The following is a 12918-nucleotide window of genomic DNA, read 5'->3' on the forward strand; positions in this document are numbered from 1 at the left end:
TCGGTAACCCTTCGAGGGCAGAATACATACGCCGACTCCACAAATCTCGCCGTTCAGCGTTAGTCTGTTCGTTATGGATGTGACGCGAGATACTGCAGAGAACCCGGATTCTCCGCAGCCGGGGAAGATGACCGTCGGTCTGCACCAGGAATATTTGACCGCGCAGACCCGTGAAGTGGTCACCGGAATCGCACAGGTCCGGACGTCGGTCGTCACCGAGAACGAGGAGATCTCGGTTCCGGTGAGCCGGGAATTCGTCGAGGTCGACCGGGTGCCGGTCGAGGACCGCGAGGTCGACGAGGTGCCGACACCGTATTGGGACGGGGACACCTTCGTCGTACCGGTCGTCGAAGAAGAGATCGTCGTCGTGAAGCGGTTGGTCGTACGCGAGGAAGTGCGCGTCACCCGGCTCCGCAAGACCAAGAACGTGGTGGTGGACGGCGAGGTGCGGCGGCAGCGGGTCGATGTCGTGCAGGTCGACCCCCATCACCGGGTGCGCACCGAGATCCCGATCGACACAGGAGGCTCGCCGGGGCCGGTCAAGACGGACCCCGCGGATGACGCGTAGCGATTCGACGGAATATCGACAAGACAGGCTGCGTCATCGTGGATCAACCTGACATGATGCATGCAACGACGGACAAAGCGGTTAGACGACTTAACGGAGGGAATGCGAAATGATTGTCACTTTCGCCGGATATGACATCAAGGTGGGGACCCCGGTGGTTTCCCGCGACGGCGCCGAGGTCGGTACCGTCGCCGATACCCAGGGTGCCGACTTGGTGGTCGATATCCACAACACCGCGGCCAACATGCTGCTCGCGGAGAGCGGTGTCGCGGCCTTCGAGCCGGACTTCATCCGCCTCGACCTGACTGCCGCCCAGGTCGCCGAGGGCGAATGGGTCGCCGTCGGCGGTCCTGCTCCGGTGGCCGAGCCGGCCGCCGAGGCGCCGGCCGCAGAGGCCGTTCCCGAGCCCACCCCCGAGCCGGTTCCGGCTGCCGAGACGGCACCCGAGCCCGCCGCCGCGGAAGCGACGACCGAGCCCCCCGACGCCGAGCCGGTGCCGGCCGCTGCGGTGCCCGCGGCCGCCGTGCCGGCCGCTGCGGTGCCCGCGGCCGCCGTGCCGGCCGCCGAGGCCGCCCGTACCGTGGCGCTGCACGCCGAAGACCTGGTCGCGGCCAAGCGCGAGGTGCCCACCGGTGTGGTCAAGGTGCACAAGAAGGTCGTGGTCGACAACGCCTCGCTCGACGTCGACGTCTTCGAGGAGAAGCTCACCGTCAACCGCACGGAGCTCAACGACGACGTCGTCGACCCGAACTACGCCTTCGAGGAAGGCGTGTTCGAGATCGAGCTGCGCGGCGAAGAGGTCGAGGTCGGCAAGCGGGTCCGCCGGATCGGCCAGGTCGAATTCGGCAAGGAGCGCCAGACCCGGACGCAGCGCGTCACCGGTCAGACGCGGCGCGAGGAGCTCGAGTTCGACGAACAGCCCTACGGCGACGCGACCACCTAGTCCGGCCGTCACCATCGCAACAAAGCCCCGTTCCGCCACCGGCGGAACGGGGCTTTGTCGTGTCGTCGACGCCTGGTACGGATGCGATTGGTGTGACAAAAGTGGTTGATGTTACGGCGCGCCTTCGTGCTTTGCCCCGGCACACCGCCCATGATGACCCCTATGAAGATGCCTGCCGCGCTCACCCGTTCCCACGCACACCTGCCTGGCACTACCGGAATCGCCAGGATCGACAAGGACACGAAGCGGTTGCTCGGCCGCGTCGGTCCGGGTGACGTGGTCATCCTCGACGAGATCGACCTGGACCGGGTCACCGCCGACGCGCTGGTGAAAGCGGAGGTGGAGGCGGTGGTGAACGCGTCACCGTCGATCACCGGGCGATTCCCCAACCTGGGCCCCGAGGTGCTGGTCGCCGCCGGGATCACGCTGCTGGACAACGTCGGCGCCGACGTCTTCAAGAAGGTGCGCGACGGGGTGAAGGTCCGCATCCACGACGACCGGCTCTACATCGGCGAGCGCCGCGTCGGCCTGGGCGACGAACTCACCGAGACCGATGTCGCCGACCAGATGATCGATGCCAAGGCCGGTGTCGTCGACCATCTGGAAGCCTTCTCCGGCAACGCCATCGAATACCTGCGCAGCGAGTCGCCGTTGCTCATCGACGGAGTCGGCGTGCCCGACGTCGACGTCGACCTCGACGGGACGCACGTCGTCATCGTCGCGGGTGGGCCCGACAACGCCGCTCAGTTGCGCGCGCTCAAGCCGTTCATCCGCGAGTACTCGCCGATCATGATCGGTGTCGGCACCGGCGCCGACGCCCTGGTGAAGGCGGGGCACCGGCCCGCCCTCATCGTCGGCGACCCCGACGACATCAGTCGTGACACCCTGCGGTGCGGTGCCCAACTGGTCTTGCCGGCCGACACCGACGGCCACGCGGCCGGTCTCACCCGCATCCAAGACCTGGGCGTCGGTGCCATCACGTTCCCGGCGGCCGGCGCGGCCACCGATCTGGCGCTGCTGCTCGCCGACCACCACGGCGCCGACCTGATCGTGACGGTGGGTTACGGCGGCGGGCTCGACGACTTCTTCGACCGGTCCCATCCGGAGAGCAACCCCGCGATGTTCTTGACCCGCCTCAAGGTCGGGCCCAAGCTCGTCGACGCGCGCGCGGTCTCCTCGCTCTACCGCACCCGCGGCTCCGGCGTCGGCATCGCGCTACTCGTCCTCGCCGCCCTGGTGGCGGTGATCGCCGCGCTGCTGCTCTCCGACAGCGGTGCCGTCGTCGTGGACTTCCTCGTCGAGCAATGGCACCGGTTGGCGGACTGGGTCGCCGGGCTCGTCGGATGACCCGGGGCGCCCGTAAGTGATCTCGCTGCGCCACCACGCCATCTCCCTGGTCGCCGTCTTCGCGGCGCTGGTCCTCGGCCTGTTCCTGGGAACCGGCTTCATCGGCGACAAGGTCAACTCGCTGACCGGCACCAGCCGCGACAAGATCGGCGACCTCAACGACCAACTCGACGAGGCGAACGCCGCGCGCAACGCCTCGGACGGCTTCGCGCACGCGGTTGCCCCGCGGCTGCTGCACGACCAGCTGAAGGGGCGCAAGGTCGTGGTGGTCACCGCGCCCAACGCCGCCGACGACGACGTGACCGCGGTCAAGGAGTCCTTGTCGGCCGCCGGTGCCGCTTTCGGCGGGCAACTCGGATTGACCACCGCCCTGCTGCGCGACCGCGAGAGTGAGAAGCTGCGGTCGATCATCGATCAGTCGATCCCGCCGGGGCGCAACCTGCGGCCGGAGCTGACCGACTCGGGCGGGCGGCTGGGCGACCTGCTGGGCCTGCTGCTGCAGACCGGGCCGACACGCGGGAAGGTCTCGGCGACCGAAGTCGACGCCGCCCTGCAATCGCTGCGCGAGGCGGGCTTCATCAACTACACCGATCGGGCCGTCTCACCCGGCCAACTCGTCGTCGTGGTGACCGGCGGGGCATTCCCCGCCGACTCCGGCGCGCAGGGGCAGCTGGTCGGCCGCTTTGCGGCCACCTTCGCGGCACGGGGCTTCGGCGGCGTGCTGGCCGGGCGCACCGGTTCGACGAAGGGCGGATCGCCCATCGCAATCGTGCGCTCCGATCCGTCGTTGTCCAACTCGGTGGCCACCGTCGACAACGTCAATCAGCCGATCGGCCGGATCACCACCGTCCTGGCGCTGCGCCAGGCGACCACGGGCAAGCCGGCGGCCTTCGGTATCGGCGCCGGCGCGACGGCCATCACACCCGAAGCCTGAGCACCGACGTGTCGGCCGCGTGATGCGGGTTTTTCGATCGAGAAGTGTTACCGTGAAGTCCCGTAGGTAACGGGGGTTTTCACCCCCGATTGGATACCAAATCGGGAGAGTCCGCTTGCGACCTTTGCGCCACGGCAGTGCCGGCACCAAACACATCTTCGTCACCGGCGGTGTTGCTTCCTCGCTGGGCAAGGGGCTGACCGCGTCGAGCCTCGGACAGTTGCTGACCGCACGCGGCCTGCACGTCACGATGCAGAAGCTCGACCCCTATCTCAACGTCGACCCGGGCACGATGGACCCGTTCCAGCACGGTGAGGTCTTCGTCACCGAGGACGGCGCCGAGACCGACCTCGACGTGGGCCATTACGAGCGGTTCCTCGACGTGAACCTGTCCCAGGCGGCCAACGTCACGACCGGGCAGGTCTATTCGACGGTGATCGCCAAGGAGCGGCGCGGCGAGTACCTGGGCCAGACCGTCCAGGTCATCCCGCACATCACCGACGAGATCAAGCGCCGTGTCCTGGACATGCGCGAACCGGGCGACGACGGGATCCGGCCGGATGTCGTCATCACCGAGATCGGCGGCACGGTCGGCGACATCGAGTCGCAGCCGTTCATCGAGGCGGCGCGCCAGATCCGCCACGACGTCGGCCGTGACAACGTCTTCTTCCTCCACGTGTCGCTGGTGCCGTACCTGGCGCCGTCGGGCGAGCTGAAGACCAAGCCGACGCAGCACTCGGTGGCCGCGCTGCGCAACGTCGGCATCCAGCCCGACGCGCTGATCCTGCGCTGCGACCGGGACGTCCCGGAATCGTTGAAGCAGAAGATCGCGCTGATGTGCGACGTCGACATCGAGGGCGTCATCTCGACCCCGGATGCCCCGAGCATCTACGACATCCCCAAGGTCCTGCACGCCGAGAGCCTCGACGCCTATGTCGTGCGCAAGCTGGGCCTGCCGTTCCGCGACGTGGACTGGTCGGTGTGGGGCGAACTCCTGCGCCGCGTGCACGAGCCGCGGGAAACCGTGCGGGTCGCGCTGGTGGGCAAGTATGTCGACCTGCCCGACGCCTACCTGTCGGTGACCGAGGCCATCCGGGCGGGCGGGTTCGCCCACCGGGCCCGCACCGAGATCGTCTGGGTCCAGTCCGACCTGTGCGCGACCGACGCCGGGGCGCAGGCCGAACTCGGCGACGTGGATGCGATCGTCGTCCCCGGCGGCTTCGGCATCCGCGGCATCGAGGGCAAGGTCGGCGCCATCCGCTACGCGCGGCGCCGCGGCATCCCGCTGCTCGGGCTGTGCCTGGGCCTGCAGTGCGTCGTCATCGAGGCGGCCCGCTCGGTCGGCTTCGACGACGCGAACTCCGCGGAATTCGAACCCGAGTCCACCCACCCGGTCATCTCGGTGATGGCCGACCAGGAGCAGGCGGTGGCCGGCGAGGCGGACTTGGGCGGCACCATGCGCCTGGGTTCCTATCCCGCGGTCCTCGGCGAGGGTACCCAGGTGGCCCGCGCCTACGGCACCACCGAGGTCACCGAGCGCCACCGCCACCGGTTCGAGGTGAACAACGCCTACCGCGACAAGATCGCCGAGGCGGGCCTGGTGTTCTCCGGCACGTCGCCGGACGGCCGCCTGGTGGAGTTCGTCGAGTACCCGCGCGAGCAGCACCCGTTCCTCGTCGCCACGCAGGCGCACCCGGAGCTCAAGTCGCGCCCGACGCGTCCCCATCCGCTGTTCAGCGGCTTGATCGAAGCGGCCATCGAGTACAAGGCCGCCGAGCGGCTGCCGGTGGAGATCCCGCGCCGCGACGACGACGCCGCTCCCGTCGCCGCGGAGTAGCCGCGATGTCGGGCGGGCACGAGTTCACCGTCGCCGGATCTGCGGTTCGCTATGACGGCGCGATCTTGGCGCTGCGCGTCGACGACGTGCAGATGCCCGGCGGTGGCGTCAAGCAGCGCGAGGTCGTCGAGCACGACGGCGCCGTCGCGGTCGTGGCACTCGACGACCAGGGGCGCATCGCGCTGATCGAGCAGTACCGGCACCCGCTGGGCAGGCGGTTGTGGGAGCTGCCCGCAGGATTGCTCGACGCGCCGGGGGAGGACCCGGTCGACGCGGCTGCGCGCGAGCTCGCCGAAGAAGTCGACCTGGCGGCCGATCGGTGGGAGGTCCTCGTGGACCTGGCGGTGTCTCCCGGCTTCACCGACGAGGCGCTGCGGGTCTACCTGGCCCGCGGCCTGCGCGCGTTGCCGGCGGCCGAGCGCGCCGACGAGGAGGCCGACCTGCGCTGGTCATGGGTGGCCCTCGACGAGGCAGCGGCGATGGCGCTGCGCGGCGACATCGTGAACGCGACGGCGGTGGCCGGGATCCTCGCCGCCACGCGCGTCGTCGACGGTACCGCGACGGCACGACCGGTCGACGCACCGTGGACCGATCGGCCCCGGGCCTTTGACCGGCGCAAAGCCGCGCGGGGTGAGCGCGACTGACCACCCCGCCCGCCCTCGACGAGCAGGTGGACCGCTACCTCGACCACCTGGTGGTCGAGCGCGGCGTGGCGGCCAACACCGTCGCCTCTTACCGCCGCGACCTGCGGCGCTACCGGGAGTTCCTCCTCGCCCGCGGGATCGAGGATCTCGGCCGGGTCGAGGAGGGGCACGTCCGGGACTTCCTCGTCGCCCTGCGCTCGCCGGAAACCGACGGGGGCGAGGCCCGCGAGCCGCTGGCGGAGAGTTCGATCGCCCGGACCCTCGTCGCGACGCGGGGACTACACAAGTTCGCCGTCGCCGAGGGGATGGCCGCCGACGACCCGGCGCGCGCCGTGCGGCCGCCGAAGCCCGCCCAGCGGCTGCCCAAAGCCTTGTCGGTCGACGAGGTCGGGGCGATCCTGGCCTGTGTGGGCGGCGACGAGCCGCGCGGGTTGCGCGACCGGGCCCTACTGGAATTGCTCTACAGCTGCGGGGCGCGCATCACCGAGGTCGTCTCGCTCGACGTCGACGACCTCGACCTCGAGCACCGCACGGTATTGCTGCGCGGCAAAGGCGGCAAGCAGCGGCTGGTCCCGATCGGCGGCCCCGCCGTCGACGCCGTCGAGGCCTATCTGGTGCGGGCCCGGCCCGCGCTGGCATCGGCGCGCAGCGGGCCGGCGGTGTTTCTCAACGCCCGCGGCGGCCGCTTGTCGCGGCAGAGCGCCTGGCAGATCCTGGCCGACGCCGCACACCGCGCGGGGATCACCGCGACGGTGTCGCCACACACGCTCCGGCACAGCTTCGCCACGCACCTGCTCGACGGTGGTGCCGATGTCCGCGTCGTCCAAGAACTCCTGGGGCACGCCTCGGTGACCACGACGCAGGTCTACACCCTGGTAACGGTCTCGACCATGCGCGAGGTCTACGCCACGGCACACCCCCGCGCCCGCTAGGGTGGACACAATCAGCGAGTGGACGAGAGGAGTCACGGCCTGTGAGCACGCCGGCGCCCGACGACAAGTACACGATGTCGGTGAGTGATTCCGGCGTCGACGATGAGGCCGAGAACGCCGACCCTGGGGAGGTGGGCCCCACCGGTCGACCGGTGCGGCCGATCCTGCAGCCGGCACCGCTGTCCTCGCACGGCCCGGCCAGCATCGTCGCGGTCTGCAACCAGAAGGGCGGCGTGGGCAAGACCACGTCGACGATCAACATCGGCGCGGCGCTCGCCGAATACGGTCGCCGGGTCCTGCTGGTCGACCTCGACCCCCAGGGGGCGCTGTCGGCCGGCCTCGGCGTTGCCCACCACGAACTCGAGCAGACCGTGCACAACCTGCTGGTGCCGCCGATCGCCTCGATCGACGACGTCCTGCAGCGCACCCGCGTCGAGGGAATGGACCTGCTGCCCAGCAACATCGACCTGTCGGCCGCGGAGATCCAACTGGTCAACGAGGTGGGCCGGGAGCAGACGCTGGGACGGGCGCTGCACCCTGTCGTGGACCGCTACGACTACATCCTGATCGACTGCCAGCCGTCGCTGGGTTTGCTGACCGTGAACGCCCTGGCCTGCTCGGATTCGGTGCTCATCCCGATGGAGTGCGAGTATTTCAGCCTCCGCGGGCTCGCGCTGCTCACCGACACCATCGACAAGGTCCGCGACCGGTTGAACCCGCGGCTGGAGATCGGCGGGATCCTGGCCACCATGTTCGACCCCCGCACCGTGCACTCGCGCGAGGTGATGGCGCGCGTGGTCGAGGTCTTCGGCGACGTCGTGTTCGACACCGCGATCAACCGGACCGTCCGCTTCCCGGAGACGAGTGTGGCCGGGGAGCCGATCATCTCGTGGGCGCCGAAGTCGGCCGGCGCCAACGCCTACCGCGACGTCGCAGCCGAGATCATCGCCCGCGGCGCCGGGGCTCGATGACTGCGCCCACCGAGCCGACGGCGCAGGATTCGCAGGAGACTCCCGAGGCCGGGGGAGAACCCGGGTTCCGGGTCTCGTTGGACAACTTCGAGGGCCCGTTCGACCTGTTGTTGTCGTTGATCAGCCAGCACCGCCTCGACGTCACCGAGGTCGCCCTGCACGCGGTGACCGACGACTTCATCGCCTACACCAAGGCCATGGGCGAGGCGATGGACCTGGAGCAGACGACGGAGTTCCTCGTCGTCGCGGCCACCCTGCTCGACCTGAAGGCGGCGCGGCTGCTGCCGTCCGGCGAGGTCGACGACCCGGAGGACCTCGCCCTGCTGGAGGCCCGCGACCTGCTGTTCGCGCGGCTGCTGCAATACCGGGCCTACAAGCAGGCGGCCGCCTTGTTCGCCGAACTCGAGGCGACGGCGCTGCAGCGGTATCCGCGTGCGGTCGCGCTGGAAGACCAGTTCGCCGAGTTGCTGCCCGAGGTCACGCTCGGGGTGGACGCGAGGGGATTCGCCGAGGTCGCGGCGATCGCCCTGACGCCCAAACCGGTGCCCACCGTCGGACTCGACCACCTGCACATCCCGAAGGTGTCGGTGCCCGAACAGGCCAAGCGGCTGACCGTGCTGCTGCGCACCGCGCCGGGCGGCACGATGACCTTCGGCGAGCTTGTCGCCGAGTGCGCCAACGGGCTGGAGGTCGTCGCACGGTTCCTCGGCCTGCTGGAGTTGTACCGCGAGCGGGCCGTCGGGTTCGAGCAGGAGGAGGCCCTGGGGGTGCTCACCGTGAACTGGACCGGCGACCGCGACGCCGAGGACTTGACCATGGACCGAGCGGAGGAATACGGATGAGCGACGACTCGACCCAGACGACCCTCGATTCCGAGGATGCGATCCACCTCGACGACGCCGAGCTGCGGTCCGCGCTCGAGGCCGTCCTGCTCGTGGTGGACACCCCGGTCTCGGTGGAGGAGTTGGCGACCGCAACCGACCAGGACCGGTTGCGGGTCAAAACGATGCTGACGGTGATGTCCGACGACCTCACCGCCGCGGGCAGCGGGATCGACCTGCGGCTCACCGCCGACGGCTGGCGCTTCTACACGCGGGCGGAGTTCGCGCCCTACGTCGAGCGGCTGCTCCTCGACGGCGCCCGCACGAAACTGACCCGGGCCGCCCTGGAGACGCTCGCCGTCATCGCCTATCGGCAGCCGGTCACCCGGGCCCGCGTCTCGGCGATCCGCGGGGTCAACGTCGACGGCGTCATCCGCACCCTGGTCGCCCGCGGCCTCATCAACGAGGCCGGCACCGACCCGCAGACCTCGGCGACGATGTACGGCACCACCGAATTGTTCTTGGAGCGGCTCGGACTCGCGTCGCTGGGGGAGCTGCCCGACCTGGGGCCGCTGCTGCCCGACGTCGACCTCATCGAGGACCTCTCCGAGGAACTCACATCCGATCCGCGATTCGCCAAACTGGACGCTGGCCAGGCAGAATCGGATGATGCGGCGGCCGCGGCAACAGCGGCGGCACGCGACGACGAGCAGGACTGAGGACTATGGCATCCGCTAGCCGAGACGGCACACCGGGATCCCGACGAACACGCGGCACCCAAGACGGTGGCACCGCCGGGAAACACTCCGCCGGGAACGGCGCCCAGGGCAAGGGCGGCTCCGGAAAGGGCGGTCCCGGCAAGGGCGCACCGAAGAAGGGCGCACCGAAGAAGGCGCACGGCAAGACGGCCGGCAAGCCCCGGCAGCGCGCCCGGGTCGACGCCGAGACGGGCAAGGTCCGCCTCAACAACGCCAAACCCGCCAAACGGCAGCGCGGCGACGTCGAGCTGCGCGCCGAGGGCGAGTTCATCGGCGCCGACCACCGCGCCTCGGACCCGTACAACCCGTCGGGCACCCGGTTGCAGAAGGTCCTCGCGTCGGCCGGGGTCGCCTCGCGCCGCGGCGCCGAGGAGATGATCGCGGCCGGCCGGGTGAGCGTGGACGGCGTCGTCGTCACCGAGCAGGGGATGCGCGTCGACCCCCGCCAGGTGATCGTGCGCGTCGACGGGATCCGCGTCCTCGTCGACGAGGACATGACCTACCTTGCGCTCAACAAGCCCAACGGCTACCACTCTACGATGGCCGACGACCAGGGGCGGCCCTGCGTCGGCGACCTGGTGGCCGAGCGCGTCATGGCCGGGCAGCGCCTGTTCCACGTCGGCCGGCTCGACGCCGAGACCGAGGGCCTGTTGCTGTTGACCAACGACGGCGACCTCGCCCACCGGCTGATGCACCCGTCGTTCGAGGTGCCCAAGACCTACCTGGCGACCGTGCGCGGCGAGGTGCCGCGCTCGCTGTCGCGCCACGTGCGCGCCGGGATCACCCTCGACGACGGGCCGGTGACCGTCGACGAATTCGTCCCCCTGCAGGTGTGGGACGGGGCCTCGGTCCTGCGGATCACGCTGCACGAGGGCCGCAACCGCATCGTCCGCCGACTCCTGGACCACCTCGGGCACCCGGTGACCCGGCTGGTCCGCACCGACGTCGGCCCGATCCACCTCGGCGACCAGCGGCCCGGTTCGCTGCGGGTCCTCGGCCGAGACGAAATCGGTGCGCTCTACCAGGCGGTCGGACTGTGACCGGCCAGACGCAGGTCGTCGCCATCGACGGACCCGCGGGCACCGGAAAGTCCACGGTGTCGCGCCAGTTGGCGCAGCGGGTCGGGGCGCAATACCTCGACACCGGCGCGATGTATCGCGCGGCCAGCCTGGCGGTGTTGCGGGGCGAAGTCGCGCCCGACGACGACGATGCGGTCGCCGACCTCGTCGGAACCCTTGCGATCGATCTGCACGACGGGCCCGACGGCGCCATCGTGATCCTCGACGGCGAGGACGTCTCCACCGCGATCCGCGGCGACGAGGTGACCAACACGGTGTCGGCGGTGGCCGCCAATGCGCGGGTGCGCGAGCAGATGGTCGAATTGCAGCGCCGCGTGGCACAGGGCCGCTTCGTGGTCGTCGAGGGCCGCGACATCGGCACGGTCGTGTTCCCCGACGCGGCTCTGAAAGTCTTTCTGACCGCCACGCCGGAGGAGCGCGCCCTGCGGCGGCACCGGCAGAACGTGGCGGCCGGGCGCGACAGCGACCTCGACGAGGTGCTGGCCAGCGTCAACCGGCGCGACCACCTCGATTCGACGAGGGCCGCGTCGCCGCTGCGCCGCGCCGATGACGCGGTCGAGCTGGATACGAGCGGACTCACCCTGGAACAGGTGTTGGCGGGGTTGATCGACATGGTGGACCAACGGATCGGGGTGCGACGGTGAGCGACGAGATTCTCGGGACGGACTCGCTCCCGGGCGACGGGGTGTGGACCGACGAATCCGACTGGGAGCTCGTCGACGCGGCGGGCGACGGCGGGGCCGACGATGCGAGCGCGGTACTGCCGTCGGTGGCCATCGTCGGGCGGCCCAACGTCGGCAAGTCGACGCTGGTGAACCGGTTCCTCGGTCGCCGCGAGGCCGTGGTCGAAGACCTGCCGGGGGTGACCCGGGACCGGGTCTCCTACCAGGCGAGCTGGTCGGGCCGCCCGTTCATGGTGGTCGACACCGGCGGCTGGGAACCCGACGCCAAGGGGCTGCAGCAGGCGGTCGCCGATCAGGCGGAGCGCGCGATGACCGCCGTGGACGCGATCGTGCTGGTCGTCGACGCCACCGTCGGGCCGACCGCCACCGACGAGGCCGTCGCCCGGGTGCTGCGCCGCGCCGACGTGCCGGTCCTGCTGGCGGCCAACAAGGTCGACAGCGAGCGGGCCGAGGCCGACGCGGCCGCCCTGTGGTCGTTGGGCCTGGGCGAACCGCACCCGGTGTCGGCCGCCCACGGCCGCGGCGCCGGCGACCTGCTCGACGAGGTGCTCAAGGTGTTGCCCGAACGCACCCGCGTCGTGGCGCCGTCGGATGCGCCGCGCCGCGTCGCACTGGTCGGCAAGCCGAACGTCGGCAAGAGCTCGCTGCTGAACAAGCTGGCCGGGCAAGAGCGCTCGGTGGTGGACAACGTGGCCGGAACCACGGTCGACCCGGTCGACGAGTTGATCGAACTCGACGGGAAGCCGTGGCTGTTCGTCGACACCGCGGGATTGCGCCGCAAGGTGCGCACCGCGTCGGGTCACGAGTACTACGCCTCGCTGCGCACCCGCTCGGCGCTGGAGGCCGCCGAGGTCGCCATCCTGCTGATCGATGCTTCGGAGACCCTGACCGAACAGGACCTGCGGGTGTTGAGCCTGGTGGTGGAGACCGGGCGTGCGCTGGTGATCGCGTTCAACAAGTGGGACCTGGTCGACGAGGACCGTCGCTACCTGCTGGACAAGGAGATCGATCGCGAGTTGAGCCGGGTGCTGTGGGCCAGCCGGGTCAACATCTCGGCGATGACCGGCCGGTCGGTGGCCAAGCTCGTCCCCGCGCTGGAATCGGCGCTGGACTCCTGGGACAAGCGGATCAGCACCGGCCAGCTCAACAACTGGATCAAGGACGTCGTCGCGGCCAACCCGCCGCCGGTGCGCGGCGGCCGTCAGCCCCGCATCATGTTCGCCACCCAGGCGGCGACGCGCCCGCCCACGTTCGTCCTGTTCACCACCGGTTTCCTCGAGGCCGGGTACCGCCGCTTCCTGGAGCGGCGGCTGCGGGAGCAATTCGGGTTCCACGGCTCCCCGGTGCGGATCAACGTGCGGGTTCGCGACAAGCGGGAGCAGCGTCGCAAACGCTGAAGTT

General features: G+C 70.1%; 13 protein-coding genes. All 13 read left to right on the plus strand.

The genetic code is table 11. The features are described 5' to 3' along the window. Positions 1-73: 73 nt before the first annotated feature. The 13 genes from nbrcactino_RS08925 (at position 74) to der (ending at position 12914) form a co-directional block, all read left to right on the plus strand. Complete coding sequence (locus tag nbrcactino_RS08925; RefSeq protein ID WP_161927035.1) at positions 74-568, plus strand: YsnF/AvaK domain-containing protein; 495 nt, start codon at positions 74-76, stop codon at positions 566-568. 109 nt (positions 569-677) lie between these two features. Next, entirely contained in the window at positions 678-1511 is an 834-nt protein-coding gene (locus nbrcactino_RS08930) for a YsnF/AvaK domain-containing protein (protein WP_161927036.1), read from the plus strand. Between the two features lie 162 nt (positions 1512-1673). After that, on the plus strand, positions 1674-2858 hold the full coding sequence (steA, locus tag nbrcactino_RS08935) for a putative cytokinetic ring protein SteA (RefSeq protein WP_161927037.1): 1185 nt from the start codon (positions 1674-1676) through the stop codon (positions 2856-2858). A 16-nt stretch (positions 2859-2874) separates the two neighbouring features. Next, positions 2875-3792, plus strand: coding sequence for a copper transporter (locus tag nbrcactino_RS08940; protein WP_161927038.1), 918 nt, complete (start codon positions 2875-2877; stop codon positions 3790-3792). A gap of 115 nt (positions 3793-3907) precedes the next feature. Beyond that, positions 3908-5629 (plus strand): CTP synthase, encoded by a 1722-nt coding sequence (gene pyrG / locus nbrcactino_RS08945; protein WP_161927039.1) that lies wholly within the window; start codon positions 3908-3910, stop codon positions 5627-5629. A gap of 5 nt (positions 5630-5634) precedes the next feature. After that, on the plus strand, positions 5635-6273 hold the full coding sequence (locus nbrcactino_RS08950) for an NUDIX domain-containing protein (protein WP_161927040.1): 639 nt from the start codon (positions 5635-5637) through the stop codon (positions 6271-6273). Between the two features lie 26 nt (positions 6274-6299). Continuing rightward, entirely contained in the window at positions 6300-7205 is a 906-nt protein-coding gene (xerD, locus tag nbrcactino_RS08955) for a site-specific tyrosine recombinase XerD (RefSeq protein WP_161927041.1), read from the plus strand. A 74-nt stretch (positions 7206-7279) separates the two neighbouring features. Further along, the gene (locus nbrcactino_RS08960) at positions 7280-8176 is read left to right on the plus strand and encodes a ParA family protein (protein ID WP_161927676.1); all 897 of its coding nucleotides are present in this window, start codon (positions 7280-7282) and stop codon (positions 8174-8176) included. Beyond that, positions 8173-9018 carry a segregation and condensation protein A gene (locus nbrcactino_RS08965; RefSeq protein WP_161927042.1) on the plus strand — a complete coding sequence of 282 codons (846 nt, stop codon included), beginning with the start codon at positions 8173-8175 and terminating at the stop codon, positions 9016-9018. Before nbrcactino_RS08960 ends, nbrcactino_RS08965 begins: the two co-directional genes overlap by 4 nt. Beyond that, positions 9015-9716, plus strand: coding sequence for an SMC-Scp complex subunit ScpB (gene scpB, locus nbrcactino_RS08970; RefSeq protein WP_161927043.1), 702 nt, complete (start codon positions 9015-9017; stop codon positions 9714-9716). The genes nbrcactino_RS08965 and scpB overlap by 4 nt, the downstream gene beginning before the upstream one ends. Positions 9717-9721: 5 nt before the next feature. Continuing rightward, positions 9722-10795, plus strand: a complete 1074-nt coding sequence (locus nbrcactino_RS08975; protein ID WP_161927044.1) for a pseudouridine synthase — start codon at positions 9722-9724, stop codon at positions 10793-10795. Continuing rightward, a complete protein-coding gene (gene cmk, locus nbrcactino_RS08980; protein WP_161927045.1) occupies positions 10792-11478 on the plus strand; it encodes a (d)CMP kinase in 687 nt (228 codons plus the stop codon). Before nbrcactino_RS08975 ends, cmk begins: the two co-directional genes overlap by 4 nt. Then, complete coding sequence (gene der, locus nbrcactino_RS08985) at positions 11475-12914, plus strand: ribosome biogenesis GTPase Der (RefSeq protein WP_161927046.1); 1440 nt, start codon at positions 11475-11477, stop codon at positions 12912-12914. The genes cmk and der overlap by 4 nt, the downstream gene beginning before the upstream one ends. Positions 12915-12918 lie beyond the last annotated feature (4 nt).

The organism is Gordonia crocea, assembly GCF_009932435.1.
Taxonomy (GTDB): domain Bacteria; phylum Actinomycetota; class Actinomycetes; order Mycobacteriales; family Mycobacteriaceae; genus Gordonia; species Gordonia crocea.